16 protein-coding genes, 1 other RNA gene, 1 pseudogene and 1 riboswitch are annotated in these 17745 nt (G+C 62.1%); of the genes and pseudogenes, 5 read left to right on the top strand and 13 right to left on the bottom strand.

The window, feature by feature from the left end:
• Positions 1-12: 12 nt before the first annotated feature.
• The 6 genes and pseudogenes from VOM14_RS16995 to lptF all read right to left on the bottom strand — a co-directional run bounded on the left by VOM14_RS16995 (position 13) and on the right by lptF (position 7255).
• The gene (locus VOM14_RS16995; protein ID WP_327629876.1) at positions 13-1146 is read right to left on the bottom strand and encodes a M23 family metallopeptidase; all 1134 of its coding nucleotides are present in this window, start codon (positions 1144-1146) and stop codon (positions 13-15) included.
• The gene (tssF, locus tag VOM14_RS16990) at positions 1146-2981 is read right to left on the bottom strand and encodes a type VI secretion system baseplate subunit TssF (protein WP_327629875.1); all 1836 of its coding nucleotides are present in this window, start codon (positions 2979-2981) and stop codon (positions 1146-1148) included. Before tssF ends, VOM14_RS16995 begins: the two co-directional genes overlap by 1 nt.
• Positions 2982-3499: 518 nt before the next feature.
• Positions 3500-3781: pseudogene (locus VOM14_RS16985) on the bottom strand (antirestriction protein); the annotation flags it as partial.
• Between the two features lie 832 nt (positions 3782-4613).
• Positions 4614-4994, bottom strand: coding sequence for a sirohydrochlorin chelatase (locus VOM14_RS16980; RefSeq protein WP_327629874.1), 381 nt, complete (start codon positions 4992-4994; stop codon positions 4614-4616).
• Positions 4995-5005: 11 nt separating this feature from the next.
• Complete coding sequence (gene lptG, locus VOM14_RS16975; RefSeq protein ID WP_327629873.1) at positions 5006-6154, bottom strand: LPS export ABC transporter permease LptG; 1149 nt, start codon at positions 6152-6154, stop codon at positions 5006-5008.
• Positions 6155-6157: 3 nt separating this feature from the next.
• Positions 6158-7255, bottom strand: coding sequence for an LPS export ABC transporter permease LptF (gene lptF / locus VOM14_RS16970; RefSeq protein ID WP_327629872.1), 1098 nt, complete (start codon positions 7253-7255; stop codon positions 6158-6160).
• Positions 7256-7391: 136 nt separating this feature from the next.
• On the opposite strand from lptF, the gene VOM14_RS16965 reads away from it, so the two are divergent.
• The 3 genes from VOM14_RS16965 (at position 7392) to VOM14_RS16955 (ending at position 10283) form a co-directional block, all read left to right on the top strand.
• Entirely contained in the window at positions 7392-8918 is a 1527-nt protein-coding gene (locus VOM14_RS16965; RefSeq protein ID WP_327629871.1) for a leucyl aminopeptidase, read from the top strand.
• Between the two features lie 67 nt (positions 8919-8985).
• Positions 8986-9402 (top strand): DNA polymerase III subunit chi, encoded by a 417-nt coding sequence (locus VOM14_RS16960; protein WP_327629870.1) that lies wholly within the window; start codon positions 8986-8988, stop codon positions 9400-9402.
• A 161-nt stretch (positions 9403-9563) separates the two neighbouring features.
• Entirely contained in the window at positions 9564-10283 is a 720-nt protein-coding gene (locus VOM14_RS16955) for a DUF2486 family protein (protein WP_327629869.1), read from the top strand.
• A gap of 51 nt (positions 10284-10334) precedes the next feature.
• Here the strand turns inward: VOM14_RS16955 and VOM14_RS16950 are convergent, their stop codons facing one another.
• Together VOM14_RS16950 and ilvD are read right to left on the bottom strand one after the other, a co-directional pair.
• Positions 10335-10676, bottom strand: a complete 342-nt coding sequence (locus VOM14_RS16950; RefSeq protein WP_327629868.1) for a c-type cytochrome — start codon at positions 10674-10676, stop codon at positions 10335-10337.
• A 122-nt stretch (positions 10677-10798) separates the two neighbouring features.
• Entirely contained in the window at positions 10799-12472 is a 1674-nt protein-coding gene (gene ilvD, locus VOM14_RS16945) for a dihydroxy-acid dehydratase (protein WP_327629867.1), read from the bottom strand.
• Positions 12473-12606: 134 nt separating this feature from the next.
• On the opposite strand from ilvD, the gene VOM14_RS16940 reads away from it, so the two are divergent.
• Together VOM14_RS16940 and lgt are read left to right on the top strand one after the other, a co-directional pair.
• On the top strand, positions 12607-13590 hold the full coding sequence (locus VOM14_RS16940; RefSeq protein WP_327629866.1) for a LysR family transcriptional regulator: 984 nt from the start codon (positions 12607-12609) through the stop codon (positions 13588-13590).
• Between the two features lie 115 nt (positions 13591-13705).
• Positions 13706-14605, top strand: a complete 900-nt coding sequence (gene lgt, locus VOM14_RS16935; protein ID WP_327629865.1) for a prolipoprotein diacylglyceryl transferase — start codon at positions 13706-13708, stop codon at positions 14603-14605.
• 111 nt (positions 14606-14716) lie between these two features.
• Here the strand turns inward: lgt and VOM14_RS16930 are convergent, their stop codons facing one another.
• The 5 genes from VOM14_RS16930 to VOM14_RS16910 form a co-directional block, all read right to left on the bottom strand.
• Complete coding sequence (locus tag VOM14_RS16930; protein WP_327629864.1) at positions 14717-15448, bottom strand: SIMPL domain-containing protein; 732 nt, start codon at positions 15446-15448, stop codon at positions 14717-14719.
• Positions 15449-15619: 171 nt separating this feature from the next.
• Positions 15620-16078 carry an EVE domain-containing protein gene (locus VOM14_RS16925; RefSeq protein ID WP_327629863.1) on the bottom strand — a complete coding sequence of 153 codons (459 nt, stop codon included), beginning with the start codon at positions 16076-16078 and terminating at the stop codon, positions 15620-15622.
• Positions 16079-16170: 92 nt separating this feature from the next.
• A non-coding RNA gene (gene ssrS / locus VOM14_RS16920) (6S RNA) lies at positions 16171-16352 on the bottom strand.
• A gap of 176 nt (positions 16353-16528) precedes the next feature.
• Positions 16529-16843, bottom strand: coding sequence for a cell division protein ZapA (locus tag VOM14_RS16915; RefSeq protein ID WP_327629862.1), 315 nt, complete (start codon positions 16841-16843; stop codon positions 16529-16531).
• Positions 16840-17196, bottom strand: a complete 357-nt coding sequence (locus VOM14_RS16910; protein WP_327629861.1) for an ATPase — start codon at positions 17194-17196, stop codon at positions 16840-16842. Before VOM14_RS16910 ends, VOM14_RS16915 begins: the two co-directional genes overlap by 4 nt.
• A 214-nt stretch (positions 17197-17410) precedes the next feature.
• A riboswitch (cobalamin riboswitch) is annotated at positions 17411-17680 on the top strand.
• Positions 17681-17745 lie beyond the last annotated feature (65 nt).

The raw sequence follows: 17745 nt of genomic DNA, 5'->3' as shown, positions 1-17745 counted from the left end.
ATTGAAATTCACTCAGGTGCGCATAAAAAAACCGATAGTCTTACGATCCGGATTATCCTTTCGAAAAAGCGCAGCCTGTTCGGGCGGCAGATCGTTTAACCCAACTTCGAGGACAAGCGTATTGCCATAGTCATACTTGGCATAGGGAATCTTGGCCATGTAGATTCTTCCATTTGCCACTGCGCGAATCGGTGTACCAGGCTCTGCCGCCAGATCAAGCCCCTGGTGATACTTCGTTCGGTTATTTCGCGTCCACCCGAACTCTGCGCTCTGCTTATTTTTCAGATGAGCGGTGCGAATTGTGCAAACTTCCAATGGATCGAACCACACCGAACCATTACCGGCAGCCGATGGCGCACCCGGATCGCTCGCCGCCGATGAAGCTGCCTCCTGGCGCGGTTGAGGGCGAGGTGGAGGAGTTTGCCCGGTCAAGCTAGCAACAATATTTGCCATGGGGCGAGGAGGAACCGAAAATTTTTGTGCATCCTGTACCGTGTAGTGCTGCACATTGATCTTTTGATCGACGAGTTCGAAGAACCATCCCTCATATGCCTTAATAGGATCTCCACCGTACTGCAGCTTTACTTGCTCCGCTTTGAGCCGAGAGCGAAGTTGTGCCGTCAACCGATCGATTGCTTGATCATCGGTATACGGCTGAGGTTTCCCCTGCAAGAGCTTCACTGTTCCCACCACACCCTCGTGATGCAGCAGATAGGCGATCTTGGCCTTGTCCTCTGGCGCCAGACTATCGACATCCCAATGACTGGTCGCAGCAAAATTTCGCCGGTTCAACGAGGCATAAGCGCCTATGCCATCGATCGCGTACTTCGCTTCGAGACGCTTGCTCAACCATTGCTCCCTACTCATCGACTTGCAATCCTGACAAAGCAGCGAAGTGCGAGAATTAAAGATATCGGTCCATGCATCAGGGAAGAACTGCGCCAACCCCTGCGCCCTGTCAGGGTAATCTTCGTTCGAATCCGCGCGCCATGTCCCGTCCGGATCAGACGTCGCTTCGGCACCGATCATCGCGGCAATGGACTGAGGAGTCAGCGTGTACTTCGAGGCGGCAGCGATAATCGTAGCCCGGTATTTTTCATTACCTTGGGCCAGACGCAGATTGCTTTCCGTATAGATTGTGGCCACTACGTGAACCGGCTGACCTCCCTCGACACGCGTCTGCTGCTGTGTAGTATTGCCACTCGCGCGTTGCGTTTGCGCAGTCGTCTCCTTTCGCACCTTGTCGGCGGTGGTTCGCATTCGATCCCGCGCCCGAATACGATCGGACCGTTACCCGGCAACATGTCGTTGACCGGTGTCGCTGTCGCGCTCATGAGGCTTTCGAGCTGTCGCGCAAAGGCAGCGGCATCGGGCGTCACGTACAGGCGCAAAAGGCGGCGCACGCCTTCACCGGGATGCGGTTCTCCGTGGCGGTCGTCGAACATCTGGTACTCGAGGTTCAGTTGGCTCATCAGTTGCCAGGCCAGATCGCCGCGCGCAAGCGGCGGTTTCGGAGCCGACGGTGCACGGACAAAGCCGACGCTCGCCACCGGCTTCGATCCTGCCAGCGTGAGATCGTCGCGGCCGTTGCATTCGAGCAGGGCGGGCAGGTCCCGGTTGGTCAGCCACGCTTCGAGCGACAGGAAACGGATACCGCTGCCGTCGGGCTGGTCCTCGCTGTTCACGAGCGAAATAAAGGTTTGCGTCTCAGTGAAGGGGCGACGCGTGCCGTACTGCCGTCCGCCGCCCTGAGCCAGATTCAGCTGGCGACGCAGGGCGAAGTAATGCCCGTTGACGGAGCCGCCCATCGAACGGTCGCGGGGCTCGAAGCGCATTTCGTCGCTGCTCTCTTCGGACACCTGCCCGTGTGCGACATCCACCGAGCGCAGGTCGAAGTCGGCGGGCGCGTCGGGCACTGGCACGAGCCGGTGTTCGGACTGGTCCGGGTCGATTTCGAGGCTTTTCGTGCGTACAGCAAACAGGTTGAGGACCGGCGTGCAGAAGAGCGCAAAGTGGGACGCATCCACGGCGTCCGCCAGCGCGCCGGGCGCGCGGTTGAGCAGGATAACGATCTCGACTGCGTTGCCTTCGATAGCCTTCAGGCCCCGGGCAAGACCGGTCAGCGCGAGAAACCAGAAACGCGCCGGGCACGCAAAGTACTCCTGCATGAGGCCATGTCCGTGCAGCGGGCGCGGCACGTCCGGCAGCACAGCCTGCTCCGGGTCAATGCCTTCATGGACCACGGCGTCATGCGTGACCCCGTAAAGCGGACCATCCGCGAACCGGCCCGGCGCGGCCATGACAGTGGCGATGCCCGCAGCGTGGATCAGTTCGAACAGGTGCGACGCGATGCGCTCGTCCCCGGCCAGATACAGGGGCAGCCGGTCCAGATCTTCCAGGTTCGCGATGGACGCGCCATGGGTCGTTTCCAGCGTGAGGCGCACCGCACCCCGTACCGGCTGGCCGTCCGGCACGTAGAGGCCGAGCGAGGGGATGTCGGGCGGAATCATCGTTACCCGCGCGAGCCTGATGCGCAGCGGATAGACCGTCACGTCCTGACTGCTGCGGAAAATGCAGGGCGTGTTCTCGCCCGTGGGCGTGTGCGACGTGAAGGCGGTGCCGCGCGGGATGAGAAAGCCCTGGCCGAGGTGGCCGCTGTCGTGCCCCGGGTACAGGCGGGCCACCCCGATGGCGGGCGTCTGCCGGACGTAGTTTGGATAAACCGTTTCCAGCATCGGCTGCATCAGTTCCGGAAACGCCGCGTCAATACGCATCTGCGTGCGAGCCGTCATGAACGATGATGCCTGAACCAGCCGCTCGACATAAGGATCGCCGATCTCGCCGGCCTGCATGCCCAGACGCGCTGCGATCTTCGGATGCTGCTGCGCGAATTCCAGCGCGAGCGCGCGCATGTAGATGAGTTCGCGTGTGTAGTAGTCGAGCAGTTGCGGGTCTGCGACCGGTGGATGCGGCTTCGTCATGTCGTTGGCTTCGTTTGTCCGCCAGGGCTTGTGGCCTGTCCGTGAAGGCCATGCCCGTACCTGTCAAATGACGGGCCTGTTGCGCGCACAACCTTTGAGGGTCATTTTCTACATCTGGCGAGGACCGACTGCAATTTTTGGGATGAATGTTTGACGCAAATTTACGGTTGTTTCTGACTTCGTTCCTGACGTGGGTGCCTCCTTTGCGCATTGGCGCGTGCAAAGGACAGCACATCCTGCATTGCGCTGGGGGGGCACCTCATAGCCCGTCTGTCAAGGCGTCCAGCCGCGTGCAAAGTGCTTAGACCTTTTGCACCCTGTAGCTGGAGGAAAGACGCGGTGCGCAATTACCGCCGCGTTTTTCGCTGTCCGGGAAGGACCCGCCCCCTAGGGAAGTTCTCCACCGCGAGGTAGGGGCCCCGGTAGTTCCCTTGGGCGGCCTGCCTGCCGCGTGCGATAAGGAAATGCAGACGCAAAAAAGCCCGCGCGTGGCGGGCGGGGACGGAAGCTAGGCAGGGTCAGTCGATAGCACGATAGATCGCAACCGCGTCCGCATGCTGTGCAGCGAACTCACGCAGCGCGTAATAGCGGTCTATCAGCGCATCGTAGCAACAGTCACGCGCTGCAATCTCATGGATAATTCCGTTGAGGGCGGCAAACATCGTCACGATGACGCCAGCCCCATCCGCGCTGACCTCGCCTTCGAAGCCGTTACCCACGACCTCGACCGTGAACCGCCTGTCCGTAGCCGGTGCAACGTAGCCGCTGCCGTTCGACAGGTGATAGAAATTCCACAGCCCGCCCTCATAGTCAGAAGAGAGACACCGGGATTATCTATAGACAAGGCGTTCGCCGTAGATCATCAGCTTGTCGTCAAAAAACTCAGGCAGGAACGCAAAGCGGCTTTTCTTCGGAGACTTCGGTTGGGGTGATTTTCTTGCTGTTGTTCGACACGTCTTTTTCTCAAATTCGTTCGGGGTCCGGATGGAGAATTTGAGTTTAAAGTGACCCCATTCGGGGTCAAGCGTGCCGATGTGCCCGTCAAGCGCGCAGGTTTTCAGGCCGGGAGACGGACCAGCGCCCCTGGTCGCTGGCCTCATTCCCGATCAGAAGAATGCGCGCGCCAGTTCCTGCCGGAACGCTACCCTGCCCCAGGAGACCCGTCTCTTTCGCCGCGAGGCTCTGTGCTGGGCCACTGGCTGTCTGGCGGCAGCGCGGCGTGCCGCTTCCTGTTCGCGGATCTGTGCCGCCAACGCTGCGGCATGGAAGGTGGACAGACGCGGATCGGCCCGCACTTGCGGCAACGCCGTGACGTACCGATGGCCGTCGGATCAGTTCGCGGTTGATACGTTCCTTCGCCATTTTTTTGTCCACAAGTGGCTGGTTCGCGACGCGGGGACTAAAAAAGGACAATCCGCGCCGTGAAATCAGATAAACCCAGGAATACCTGGATGAATTTAAGACCTTGATTTTGTGGACGAATTTAACTATAAATATACCGCGAAAAACTAATCAACTTCCCCGCACAGGGGCAACGCCAATAGACCACAAACAAAAGAAAACGCCAAAAGGCCAAAAGGCCAAAAGGCCAAAAGGCCAAAGAAAAAACCAAAGACAGAACAACAAAAAAAATCAAACCTGCCGAAGGCAATACAAGGCCACAGCCTCAATCACACCCTCATCTTCACCCACAGCGCCCGCGCACCGAATCTCGACCGAAGGTTGCCCCTCCCGGCAACGTTGAATCAACTCCGGCAAGTCCTTTCTGATGTGCCCACCCTGCCCAAAGAAAACCGGCACGACAGTCACCACGTCACATCCAACCGCAGCCAGCTCGCCCACGGCGGTAGACAAATCCGGCTCCATCAACTCAAGAAAAGCCAACCGCACGAAGCCGTCGTCGCCTTCTGAAGCACGGGCCGCGCGCAGCTTCTGCGCAAGCCTCTCAAACGGCTCCCGCCAGCGCGCGTCTCTCGCGCCATGCCCGAACAACACCAACCCATGCGCAGCCATGACAAAGGCTCCTAATGGCGATCGACCCACTTCAGCCCGACGAGGCCCAGCACGAGATAAACCAGCCCCGGCGTGGCCGCTGTTAACGGCGCAGGCCACGTGTTCAGTGTGCCGATATGCGAGAACAGCGTGTTGAACAACTGGAAGCTCATGCCGAGCATGATTCCGCCGAACACCTTCATGCCGACGACACCCGCACGCGTATGCAGATACGCGAACGGCAGCGACAACACCAGCATCACGAACACCGCAAACGGATACAGCAGCTTGCGCCAAAGCGCGATTTCGTAACGTTGCGTGTCCTGATGATTCTCCGTCAAATGCTGGATGTAGCGGAACAGGTTGAACATCGACATCCGGTCCGGCGACACCAGCAACACCGACAAAATCTGCGGCGTCAGTTCCGAGCGCAGCGAATACTCGGGCAACGCCACCTGCTTCGCGCGATACACGGGATTCAGCGCATCGGCCGGCGTGCCCGGAGGCGGCGGCACGTCGATCAGTTGCGTGTCGGTCACGCCCGTCAGTTGCCAATGCCCCGGCGGCTGATACACGCCGGTCTTCGCAATGCGCACGTTCGACAGCCGGAACTTCGAATCGAACTCGTAAATGCGCACGTTGCTGATGGTCGCGTCGGGCTTCAGCTCGCCGACGTTCACAAAGCGCGTGACCTGCTCGCCGTCCGCGCGCGCGGTGAGCGTGTCCTTCACCCATACGCCCGACTGGAAGTTGCTCGATACCGAGGAGCCCAGCGCCTCCAGCCGCACGCGCTCCGACAATTGGTCCGTGTACGGACCGACCACTTCGCCGATCAGATACGTGAGGAACACGAGAGGAATGCCGATCTTCAACAGCGAACGCAGCGCCTGATTGGTGGCGAGACCTGACACGCGGAAGATCGTGTACTCGGAATTGGCCGCCATCTGCGCGAACACGTAGATCGCGCTGATCAACGCGGCGACCGGAATGATCTCGTAGAAGCGCGAAGGCGTTTGCAGCGCCACACGCAGCACCGCGTACTGGAATTTGTAGTTGCCGTGGCCGACCGAGTTCAGTTCGTTGATCAGGTCGAAGAAGAAAAACAGACCCGAAAACGCGAACAGAATGAAGATGAACGTGAGGTAGACCTGACGCGCGAAGTACCTTTCATAGATGCGCATCGATCAGGCTCCCTGCGAACGCGTGAACATGGCGCGCGTGAAAAGCGGCCGGTTGCGCACGCGCAGCCAGAAGATGAACGCGACAATCACCGCGACGATCGCATGCAGACTCACGAGCCCGAATCCGAACGACATCTTGCCTTGCTCGATCCACGACTGCACCACGTTCAACAGATTCGAATAGGTCAGATAGATCAGCACGGCCATCACGAGATTGATGGTGCGGCTGCGCCGCGGGTTCTGATGCGCGAGCGGAATGGCGAGCAGCATGAGATTGATCGCGATGAGCGGCAGTCCCGCGCGCCACGCGAATTCCGCGAGATTGTCCCTGGTGGGATTGCGCAGCAGCGCGAGCGTGGGCGTGCCGGTGGTGGTCGGCGTATTGATGACCGGCTGGCTCTGGATCTTCACGCCGTAACGCTCGAACTCCATGATGCGGAAATCCGGATGCCCCGGTTCGCCGTCGTAACGCCGGCCGTTTTCGAGCACCACGAAGCGGTCGCCGTTCTTGTGCGTTTCGGTATGGCCGTTCTTCGACACGACCACGTTGACCTTGCCGTTCTCGGTGCTGGTCACGAACACGTTCTCCACGTGACCCTGATCGGGCGACATCTTCTCGATGAAGAACACGCGGTGCGTGCTCGGCGATTCGCGGAACTGGCCGGGCGCGAGCAACGACACTTCGTCGCGCTGCTGGAAACGCGCGCGAATCAGCTTGCTTTGCTGATTCGACCACGGCCAGCCGACGAACACGAAGAACATGATGAGGATGACGATCGGCGTGGCGAAGATGCCGACCGGCTTGATGAATTGCGTGAGGCTCACGCCCGAGGAGAGCCAAACGACCATCTCGGAGTCTTTGTACCAGCGTGTCAGCACGAACAGGATCGACACGAAGAGCGTCGCGACGAGCATGATGGCGAGATAGCCGATCACGGTCAGGCCGATCAGGACCAGCACGTCGCGCGGGTCGATCTCGCCCGAGGCCGCGAAGCCGACGATGCGGATCATCATCGTGGTCAGCACGAGCGTGAGCAGAACCATGAACACGGCACCAGCCGTATACGCGAGTTCGCGCTGGAGGGAGCGTTCGAAGATCATTATTGATGACGAGAGGGGGCGCTCTCAGCGACGCGCGGGTTGCTTTCCGTCACGCCGCCGGTGCAGCCGCCGCGGGAAAAATAGCGGATAATTGCGGCTTCATCCTAAGCCCAGATTTTATCCGAGGACAAGCGCGATGGACTTTAGCATAAAAGCCTGTGATTGGACCAAAGGCTCGACAAACGGTTTCCTGACCGGGAAATCGGATTGCATCGTAATCGGCGTGTTCGAGTCGCAAACGCTCTCGGGCGCGGCACTTGAAATCGACGCAGCGACCAAGGGCCTGCTGACTCGCATCATCAAGGCCGGTGACATGGACGGCAAAGCCGGCGCCACGCTGTTTCTGCATGAAGTCTCGGGTATCGGCGCATCGCGCGTGCTGCTCGTCGGCCTCGGCAAACAGGACGCTTTCAGTCAGAAAGCCTATGGCGAAGCCGTGCGCGCCGCGTGGCGCGCGCTGCTTGCCACCAAGGTCGTGCAGGTCACGTTCACGCTCGCGCAACTGCCTATCCTCGAGCGTTCGGCTGACTGGGGCGTGCGCGCCGCGATCCTCGCGCTGCGCGAACTGACCTACCGCTTCACGCAAATGAAGAGCAAGCCGGACAACTCGGCGCGCGCATTGAAGCGCATCGTCTTCAGCGTGAATACCGGCGACGAGAAGGCCGCCAAGCTGGCCGCGAAGCAGGGCGCCGCACTGGCCAACGGCATGGATCTCACGCGCGACCTGGGCAATTTGCCGAGCAACGTCTGCACGCCGACTTACCTCGCGAACACCGCGAAGAAGCTCGCGAAAGACTGGAAGCTGAAGGTCGAAGTGCTTGGTGAAAAACAGTGCGAAGCGCTGAAGATGGGCTCGTTCCTGTCGGTCACGGCGGGCGCGGTCGAGCCGGCGCAGTTCATCGTGCTGCAGTACCAGGGCGGCGCCGCGAAGGCCGCGCCGGTGGTGCTCGTCGGCAAGGGCGTGACGTTCGACACGGGCGGCATTTCGCTCAAGCCGGGCGAAGGCATGGACGAAATGAAGTACGACATGTGCGGCGCCGGTTCGGTGCTCGGCACGTTGCGCGCGGTCGCCGAAATGGGCCTGAAGATCAACGTGGTCGGCATCATCCCGGCGGTCGAGAACATGCCGTCGGGCACGGCCACCAAGCCGGGCGACGTCGTCACCAGCATGAAGGGCCTGACGATCGAAGTGTTGAACACCGACGCCGAAGGCCGCCTGATTCTGTGCGACGCGCTCACCTACGCCGAGCGCTTCAAGCCGGCCGCGGTGATCGACATCGCCACGCTGACGGGCGCGTGCATCATCGCGCTGGGTCATCACAACAGCGGCCTGTTCTCGAAAGACGACGCGCTCGCGGGCGAACTGCTCGACGCCTCGCGCGAGGCATCGGACCCGGCGTGGCGCCTGCCGCTCGACGACGAGTATCAGGATCAGCTCAAGTCGAACTTCGCGGATGTCGCCAACATCGGCGGCCGTCCGGCGGGCAGCGTCACTGCCGCGTGCTTCCTGTCGCGCTTCACCGACGCGTATCCGTGGGCGCATCTCGACATCGCCGGCACGGCCTGGAAGAGCGGGGCGGCGAAGGGCGCGACCGGGCGTCCGGTGCCGCTGCTCGCGCAGTTTCTGATCGACCGGGCCGCGGACGGTCGCGCAACGCAATGACGCAGTGCAGTAACGTTGCACGCGTGGCGGCCGCCGCCACGCTCACGCGCGCCCAGCGGAGCCGCCCATGACGAGAATCGATTTTCACTCGAACGTCGGCGACTCGCTGCTCTATGCATGCCGTCTCGTGCGCAAGGCTTATCAGGCAGGGCAGCCCACCATCGTGGTGGCCGAGCCCGAGCGTCTGCGCGCGTTCGACGAACAGCTGTGGACTTTCTCGGCGCTCGACTTCGTGCCGCACTGCATGGCGGGCACGCCGCTCGCCGCGCAAACGCCGATCGTGCTGGCCACGAATCTCGACGACGTCCCTCATCATCAGGTGCTGCTCAATCTGGGCGCGACCGTGCCCGCGCAATTCGCGCGCTTCGAAAGATTGCTCGAAGTGGTCGGTAACGCACACGATGAACTCATTGCTGGCCGCGAGCGCTATCGTTTCTATCGCGATCGCGGCTATGCTTTGAACAACTACAAGCAGGGCGGCTAGGTCTTCCGCTTGCATCGCATTGTGTCCTGTCCAGGGAGTCGGGCGCCTACGCGGCCTGCTTCCGGCATGACGCAATCGTTATGACGCAATCGTTATGACTCAATCGTCACGACGCAATCGTTATGACTCGAACGCCATGACTCAAACACGGAGGAGCGCACGTGCCCGATTCCAACGATAACTCGATCCCTACTCTGCAAGAGATCCTCGTGCGAGGCCACACGGCCCAACGGCGCGAGCCGCAAAGCGGCGCTGCCGCGCCGGCCGCAGTGCCCACCGCCACGCCAGCCGCTGTTCCGACCCAAGCGCCGTTGCGCGAAGCAGAAGAACTCGACCAAGCCGGCCTCGCGGCGGAACCCGAACTCGCGGCCCAACCCGTTCTCACGCCGGAACAAACGCGCGCGCCCGAGCCCGTGCTTGCGCCGCAGCCCGCCGTTCATGTCGCGCCCGCCGCGCATGTGGCGCTTCACGATGATCCGACCATCCCTGTGCTGTCGCATCGCGCCGCCGAAGCTCAGCATGCGCATGACGAAGTGCTCGCGGCATCGGCGGGCATGTTCGATCGCAGCGAGCCGCCGCCGCCACTCGAAGCGGGCGCCACGGTGCCCCCGGACATCGTTCGGGATCACGAGGAAGCACAGGCCGCCGGCGTCGATGCCGAGCTGATCGCCGGGCGGCTGCGTGAACGGGTCGCGGGTTTTCTCACGGGCGATGGGCGCGGCATCATCGAGGCACGCTGCGCCAGCGCTGTGCAGGAACACACGGCGCGCCTCGTCGATCAGATCACGCGCGAAGTAGTGTCGACGCTGGAAAACGAAATGACCGGCTGGGTGCGGGAGGCGGTTGAAGCGGAGATCGCGCGGCGTACCGGCGGCGCGTGAGCGCGGTAGTCGAACCGGCGGCGCGTCCGGCAGGGCGCGCCATTCAGTGAATTATTTCAGCGTCAGCACCCAGCTCGCGAGCGTGGCCGCCTGTTCGGGCGTGAGCTGCGTATTGGCGGGCATTGGCACCGGGCCCCACACGCCGCTGCTGCCGTCCAGAATCTTGTGCTTCAGGTAAGTGGACGCGTCCTGGCGGCCGGCATAGCGCGCGGCGACCTCGTGCAGCGCCGGTCCCATGAACGGGCGCGCCACCGAGTGGCAACTCATGCAGTTCTGCTGTTGCGCGAGCGCGAGTCCGGCCGCGGCCTCGGCACGCGCTGCGGGACTGACGCCAAGCGACATGGCGGCGAACGCAACAGCCGCCGCGAGCGCCGCATAAGACATTGATTTCATTCTGGTCTCCGCCGGTGCAGTTGCCCGACTTGTGGTGCGAGCATTATAAAAGGAAAGGGGCGCACGGTTTTCCATGCGCCCCTTTCGCTTTTACGTAGGGCTTCGGCGGGGCTTGCGGCGCGTCAGCCTGTCACCGCGCCCTTGTTGGCGGGTTGCGCGAGAGCCGAATACTTCGCCATCACGCCGCGCGTGTAACGCGGCTTCGGCTGCTGCCATGCGGCGCGGCGGCGCTGCAGTTCGGCGTCGTCGACATTCAGTTGCAAGAGCAACTGGTGCGCGTCGATGGTGATCGAGTCGCCTTCCTGCACGAGGCCGATCGTGCCGCCCACGAACGCTTCCGGCGCGACGTGCCCGACCACCATGCCCCACGTGCCGCCCGAGAAGCGCCCGTCGGTGATGAGGCCGACGCTTTCGCCTAGCCCCTTGCCGATGATCGCCGACGTCGGCGCGAGCATCTCCGGCATGCCCGGCCCGCCCTTCGGGCCGAGGTAGCGCAGCACCACGACGTCGCCGGCCTTGATCTTGTCGGCGAGGATCGCATCCATCGCGCTTTGCTCGTCGTCGAACACGCGCGCGGGGCCCGTGATGACCGGATTCTTGAGGCCGGTGATTTTCGCGACCGCGCCGTCCACCGCGAGGTTGCCCTTCAGAATCGCGAGATGGCCTTCCTTGTACAGCGCCTTGTCCACCGGAAAGATCACCTGCTGATCGGCGCGCGGTTTGCCCGGCACGTCCTTCAGTTCCTCGGCCAGCGTCTTGCCCGTGATGGTGATGCAGTCGCCGTGCAGGAGACCCGCGTCGAGCAGAATTTTCATGACTTGCGGGATGCCGCCGGCCTTGTGCAGGTCGGTCGCGACATATTTGCCCGAGGGCTTCAGGTCGCAGATCACCGGCACTTTCTTGCGCATGCGCTCGAAGTCTTCAATGGTCCACTCCACTTCGGCGGCATGCGCGATCGCCAGATAATGCAGCACGGCGTTGGTCGAGCCGCCCGTCGCCATGATCAGCGCCACGGCGTTTTCAATCGACTTCTTCGTGATGATGTCGCGCGGCTTCAAATCCCGCTTCACCGCTTCGACGAGCACGCGTGACGATTCTGCCGCCGAGTCCACCTTTTCCTGGTCGGGGTTCGCCATGGTCGACGAATACAGCAGCGACATGCCGAGCGCCTCGAACGACGAACTCATCGTGTTGGCGGTGTACATGCCGCCGCACGAGCCCGTGGACGGACACGCGTTTTTCTCGACCCCTTCGAAATCCTCCTGCGACATCCGGCCCGCCGTGAATTCGCCGACCGCCTCGAACGACGACACGATGGTGAGATCCGTGCCTTTCCAGTTGCCCGGACGGATCGTGCCGCCATACACGTAGATGCCCGGCACGTTCATGCGCGCGAGGCCGATCATGCCGCCCGGCATGTTCTTGTCGCAACCGCCGATCACGACCACGCCGTCCATCCACTGGCCCTGCACGCAGGTCTCGATACAGTCGGCGATGACTTCGCGCGACACGAGCGAGTACTTCATGCCTTCGGTGCCCATCGACATGCCGTCCGAAATGGTCGGCGTGCCGAAGGTCTGCGGATTCGCGTCCGCGCCCTTGACGGCGGCCACGGCGGCGTCGGCGAGCCGCTGTAGCCCGGCATTGCACGGCGTGATGGTCGAATGGCCATTCGCGATACCGATCATCGGCTTGTCGAAATCCTCCTTCTGATAGCCGAGCGCGTAATACATCGAGCGGTTCGGCGAACGCGCCACGCCCTGCGTGATGTTCTTCGAACGACGGTTGTATGCCATGGGGAGCTCCAGTCTCTGTGTAGTTTTGCTCGTCAGTCCAGTGTAGTTCCGACGGGTAGGAGAAGCGTGCAGTTTTGCGAAACGCGTGTCCAATATATTATTGACGGCCTATTAGGTCGTAAAATGTATTAGTCATGCTGTCCGCCATTCCCGATCTCCGCCAGTTGCGCTATTTCGTGACCGTCGCCGAAGAAAAGCACTTCGGCCGCGCCGCCGCGCGTCTGTCGATGACGCAGCCGCCGCTCTCGCAGGCCATTCGCGCTTTGGAGGAGACGCTCGGCGTCGAACTGTTCGCGCGCACCAAGCGCTCGGTCGAGCTGACGCCGGTGGGCGCCGATCTGCTGCCCGAAGTGCAGCGCCTGCTCGCAAGTGCCGAGGGCTTGCGGCCGCTGGCGCAGAGCCTCGCGCGCGGCGAGGCGGGCGTGCTGTCGCTGGCCTTCGTCTCGACGGCCGACTACGGCTTATTGCCGCTGCTGCTGCGCGAATTCGGCGCGCGCCGTCCGCGCGTGCGGCTCGAACTGACCGAGGCCACCAGCGACGTGCAGGTGGAGGAACTCGTTGCGGGGCGCATCGACGCCGGCCTCGTGATCGCGCCGGTGCCGCTGCGCCACGCCACCGAGCTTTCCTGGCTGCCGATCACGCGGGAGCCGCTGGTGATCGCCATGTCGACCGAGACGGCGGCGGGTCTGGCCGACGCGGCCCGCGTTGCCGACGACCCGCACGCCGAGTGGCTCGACGCGCCGGTCAGCCTGCGCGAACTCGCCGATGTGCCGCTCGTGATTTTCCCAAGACGTTTGGCGCCGGGCTTTTATGACATCATTATGGATTGCTACGGCGTGGCGGGGCTCGCGCCTCGGGTCGGGCAGGAGGCGATCCAGATGCAGACCATCGTGAGCCTCGTGTCGGCCGGCATGGGTGTCGCACTGGTGCCGCAATCCTTGCGTAACCTGCGCCGCACCGGCGTCGTGTACCGGCCGTTGGCCGAGTCCGTGCCCGCTGTCGAGACCGGTCTCGTCTGGCGCACCGCCGAGGTCACGCCGGTGCTCGCGGGCTTCATCGACATCGTGCGGGCGCATGCGGCCACGCTCGAAGCGCAAGCCGCCGCGCCGCCTGTTTAGCCGGGCGGCGAACGCATTGGCCGCCGAGCCGTCCAAAGCATGCGGCGCAAGTCGCCGCAAGTCTCGTTAGTCATACAAATTTTGTCTCCGAACCCGAACTGCCCATAACAACACGATGCTCATTCACCCGAATTTCGACCCCGTTGCCATTCATCTGGGGCCGCTCGCCGTGCGCTGGTATGGACTGATGTACCTCGTCGCGTTCATCGCGGCGATCGTCGTCGGCCGCCTGCGCTTGCGTTTGCCGTACGTCGCGGCACAAGGCTGGACAGCCAAAGACATCGACGACATGCTGTTTTACGGCGTGCTCGGCACGATTCTCGGGGGCCGGCTCGGCTATGTGCTGTTCTATAAGGCGAGCTTTTACTTCGCGCATCCGCTCGACATCTTCAAGGTGTGGGAAGGCGGCATGTCGTTTCACGGCGGCTTCCTCGGCGTGACGTTCGCCATGGTGCTCTTCGCGTGGCAGCGCAAGCGCTCGTGGCTGCAAGTCACGGACTTCGTTGCGCCGATGGTGCCGACCGGACTCGCGGCGGGGCGTCTTGGCAACTTCATCAACGGCGAGTTGTGGGGCCGCGTGACCGATCCCGCCTCGCCTTGGGCGATGCTTTTCCCCGGCGCTGCGCCGGACGACGCCGCGTGGCTTTCCGCGCATCCGCAGCTCGCCGCGCAATGGCATCTGAACGAAGTGTTCGCGCAATATCACATGCTGCCGCGTCACCCGTCGGAGTTGTACGAGATCGCGCTGGAAGGCGTCACGCTGTTCTTCGTGCTGTTCTTCTTCTCGCGCAAGCCGAAGCCGCTCGGCGCGATTTCCGCGGTGTTTCTGATCGGTTATGGTCTCGCGCGCTTCACTGTGGAATTCGCGCGTGAACCGGACGACTTCCTCGGACTGCTTGCCATGGGCCTTTCAATGGGCCAGTGGCTCTCCTTGCCAATGATTCTCGTGGGCATCGCCATGCTCGTGTGGTCGTATCGCCGTGGCCGCAGCGAACAGGCGCGCGCGCTGTCCTGATGCGCGGTTTTAACGCGCGGTGTTTAATGCATCGCGTGACCCACGTTTGAAAAAAAACGCCACGGCATGCCGTGGCGTTTTCATGTGCAGCGAAACCGAAACGGCGGTGCGTTATTTCATCTGCACCGACCCCGACACGTTGACCGTCACCGTCGACGTGCCGCCTTCGATCGGCACCGGCGCCGACATCTTGGCGTCGGCGCTCATGGCGCGCGCGCTCATCATCATGACGGGGCGCGGCATCACGCCGTTGTGCCCGACATTGACCTCGCGAATCGAATAGGCGCTGTAGCCGAACGCTTGCGCGGACGAAGCTGCCTGCTCGCGAAACGACCGGATCGCGTCGGCGGTGAGCTTCTGTTCGGCGGCGCGCTGCGCGGCGGGCGACAGCGAGAACTGCACGTTGCCGACCTGCATGATGGACGCCATTTGCCCCGCGAGCTTCGACGCCGCGGCGAAGTCGTGCGATTCCAGCACGATCTCCGTGCGGCCGCGCCATGCGGAGATACGCCCGTCGCGATCGGTGGACGGATAAATCGAGAACGAGCCCGTGCGCGCGGTCACGCCGCTCACGCCCTTGGCTTTTTGCAGCGCCGAATCGGCGCGCTGATTGAGCGTTGACGTGAGCGCCGACGGATCGCTCGCTTCCTGCTCGTAAAAGAGCGTGATATCGACAACGTCTTGCGGCACTTCCGCGCTCGCCTGTGCATTCAGCGACAGCACGCCGGCCGGTTGATACGGCGCGACAGTTTGCGCGCGCGCGGCGACGGGTGTGAGCGCGAGCGCGGCGGGCGCGGCGCAGACAAGCGCGAAAGCGAGTGCACGTGCGGTGGTTTTCGTCATTGTTGGACTCCTTGCTGGAACAGGGTTGCGCAGGCTTTGCATAAAGCGCCGCGCCGTGGCACGCGCCTTGCGCATCGCAGGTCGTGGCAGGTTCTTTAGGCGCCTGTCATCTAGCCTTGGTTCCCCGATTTCACCTTGCTGCAACCTTTGCTGTGTCGCGAGACGGCAGGCTCAAGCGAGCCGAGTCGTGATGAAGCGCCACTCGGCTTCGGTCACGGGCGTGATCGACAGACGGTTGCCTCTCGCGAGCACGCGCATGTCTTTAAGTTCTTCGTGCTCGCGCAAAGCGGCGAGTGAAATGAGCGGAATCTTCTTCTTGAACACGACATCGACGAGCAGCCAGCGCGGCGTTTCCTGCGATGACTTCGCGTCGTAGTACGGGCTCTTCCTGTCGAACTGAGTCGGGTCGGGATAAGCGGTGGACGCCACTTCGGCGAGGCCCGCAATACCGGGCTCGGGACAACTCGAGTGATAGAACAGCACGCCGTCGCCGACCTGCATCACGTCGCGCATGAAGTTGCGCGCCTGATAGTTGCGCACGCCGGTCCACGGCAGCGTTCGATGCGGCGCGTGGGCGAGATGGTCGATGCTTGCTTCGTCCGGTTCGGACTTCATTAGCCAGTAGCGCATGAATCGAATTGAACGTTAGAGGTTGAAGACGCAGGTGAACGCGAGGCCCAAACAAAAACGGCATCGAACCGAAGTCCGATGCCGTTTTAAATAAGGTCCCCGCCTTAGCCGCTAGGCCGGCATCCTGAACCGGGGGTTCAGAATTGGTCGCAGTTAGCAGCACTTCGGGTACATCAGACAGAGTGACGCGCACGCCCGTGCTACAAATTTCCGCAACCGTGCACATGGCATTGGTTCAAGGAATATATGACCTTGGCGAACCAGGCAGGGAAGCTAAACCGATGAAGCTGAAACGATTCAATTCAAACGTTTGCTGAGTGTTGTGCGTACATGCTCTCACTTTCCTCACGCACGCTGCTCAGGTACTTCTCATTTGCTTTGTTTGAATCCGGCCGATCCGCAGACCGGCCACTACTTGTTGCTCACTACTTGTGGCTCACTACGTGCTACTTACTGCATGCTGTACTGCGCGATGACAGTGCCCAACTGTTCGTTCATTTGATGCATTGTACGCCGGATTTCTTCAGCGGGAAATGCTTCTCCGTGACGCACGCTGGTTTGCAGCTTAAGCAGTTCCGATGCCAGCGAGAGCGCAGCCATGACTGCAATGCGATCCGTGCCGCGCACGTTGCTGTTATTGCGGATCTTCGACATCTCGGCGTCGACTCGTGCCACTGCCTCGAGCAGCGCGCCTTCCGTTTCCGGCGAGCACGCGAGACGATAGGGCACGCCGAGAATCGAAACTTCGATCTGCTTGGTGGTCATGCATTTTCTCCGTGGCGAGTGGCGTCGCTCTCTGCTTCGACTTGGTGCTGAGCGGGTTCGAGCAGATCGAGCTGGTTATCCGGCTCGTTGTGCGCGCGCGCACGCGGCAATTTTTCGAGGATCGCGTTCAGACGCACTTGAGCGTCGTCAATCTTGGCGGAGAGCGCGTCGCGTTCCGCTTGCAGTGCATCGCGTTCTTCGCGCAGCAGCGCAAGTTCCGTGCGCGCCGCTTCCGCTTCGGCGCGCGATTGGGCGAGTTGCTCTTCGAGCGCGACGCGCGCTTCATTGTGGCGCTGGCTGATCGCGATCAGCTTGCCGATATTCTGTGAGAGTGATTCGAGTTCGGTGAGCATGTGCTGCGTCCTCTAAAGACATCGCATTTTAGCGCGGAATGTCGCACGTTCCGACAATTGTCTCGTTTCGAGACGTAACAACACCGCTTTTTGCAGGTATTTTTCGACTGAAGATGAAAAAGTACTCATGTGGCGAAGATTGCGCCGGACCAACTCCGTACCTTCCGATCGATTCACGCGCGGCCCGCATTCTTGACTGACCCCGAGGGCGCTCATACACTGCCCGCACTCTGGTGCCCGCGCGCATGTCCTCACTGTGCGCGCAGTTAAACGGGAAGCAGGGCGCGTGGTTTCTCTGCGCGCGCGAACCTGCGCTGCCCCCGCAACGGTAAGCGACCGCATTCGTCATTGCAGTTGGCGCTTGCAATTCGATCCCCATCGTGTGTTCAGGTTCAACACGCGAGTGTGCCACTGCGCGTCACGCGTGGGAAGGCGGGATCGATATGTCGTCAGCCCGGATACCGGCCAGAGGGAGGGGCGCGCCCGTGAAATAGTGCAAGTGGACGCGCCTCGTTACGCGAAGGCCTGCGGGGAAGCAGGCCGCGCACG

Origin of the sequence: Paraburkholderia sp. MPAMCS5 (genome assembly GCF_036016995.1) — a bacterium.
GTDB lineage: Bacteria > Pseudomonadota > Gammaproteobacteria > Burkholderiales > Burkholderiaceae > Paraburkholderia.
The sequence above is the reverse complement of the archived record's forward strand: the minus strand, read 5'-3'. Positions and strand labels throughout refer to the sequence as shown.

Excerpts from the sequence above, each read along its gene's own strand:
- tssF (WP_327629875.1), bottom strand. The coding sequence starts at position 2,981 with ATGACGAAGCCGCATCCACCGGTCGCAGACCCGCAACTGCTCGACTAC.
- VOM14_RS16980 (WP_327629874.1), bottom strand. The coding sequence starts at position 4,994 with ATGGCTGCGCATGGGTTGGTGTTGTTCGGGCATGGCGCGAGAGACGCG.
- lptG (WP_327629873.1), bottom strand. The coding sequence starts at position 6,154 with ATGCGCATCTATGAAAGGTACTTCGCGCGTCAGGTCTACCTCACGTTC.
- lptF (WP_327629872.1), bottom strand. The coding sequence starts at position 7,255 with ATGATCTTCGAACGCTCCCTCCAGCGCGAACTCGCGTATACGGCTGGT.
- VOM14_RS16965 (WP_327629871.1), top strand. The coding sequence starts at position 7,392 with ATGGACTTTAGCATAAAAGCCTGTGATTGGACCAAAGGCTCGACAAAC.
- VOM14_RS16960 (WP_327629870.1), top strand. The coding sequence starts at position 8,986 with ATGACGAGAATCGATTTTCACTCGAACGTCGGCGACTCGCTGCTCTAT.
- VOM14_RS16950 (WP_327629868.1), bottom strand. The coding sequence starts at position 10,676 with ATGAAATCAATGTCTTATGCGGCGCTCGCGGCGGCTGTTGCGTTCGCC.
- ilvD (WP_327629867.1), bottom strand. The coding sequence starts at position 12,472 with ATGGCATACAACCGTCGTTCGAAGAACATCACGCAGGGCGTGGCGCGT.
- VOM14_RS16940 (WP_327629866.1), top strand. The coding sequence starts at position 12,607 with ATGCTGTCCGCCATTCCCGATCTCCGCCAGTTGCGCTATTTCGTGACC.
- lgt (WP_327629865.1), top strand. The coding sequence starts at position 13,706 with ATGCTCATTCACCCGAATTTCGACCCCGTTGCCATTCATCTGGGGCCG.
- VOM14_RS16930 (WP_327629864.1), bottom strand. The coding sequence starts at position 15,448 with ATGACGAAAACCACCGCACGTGCACTCGCTTTCGCGCTTGTCTGCGCC.
- VOM14_RS16925 (WP_327629863.1), bottom strand. The coding sequence starts at position 16,078 with ATGCGCTACTGGCTAATGAAGTCCGAACCGGACGAAGCAAGCATCGAC.
- VOM14_RS16915 (WP_327629862.1), bottom strand. The coding sequence starts at position 16,843 with ATGACCACCAAGCAGATCGAAGTTTCGATTCTCGGCGTGCCCTATCGT.
- VOM14_RS16910 (WP_327629861.1), bottom strand. The coding sequence starts at position 17,196 with ATGCTCACCGAACTCGAATCACTCTCACAGAATATCGGCAAGCTGATC.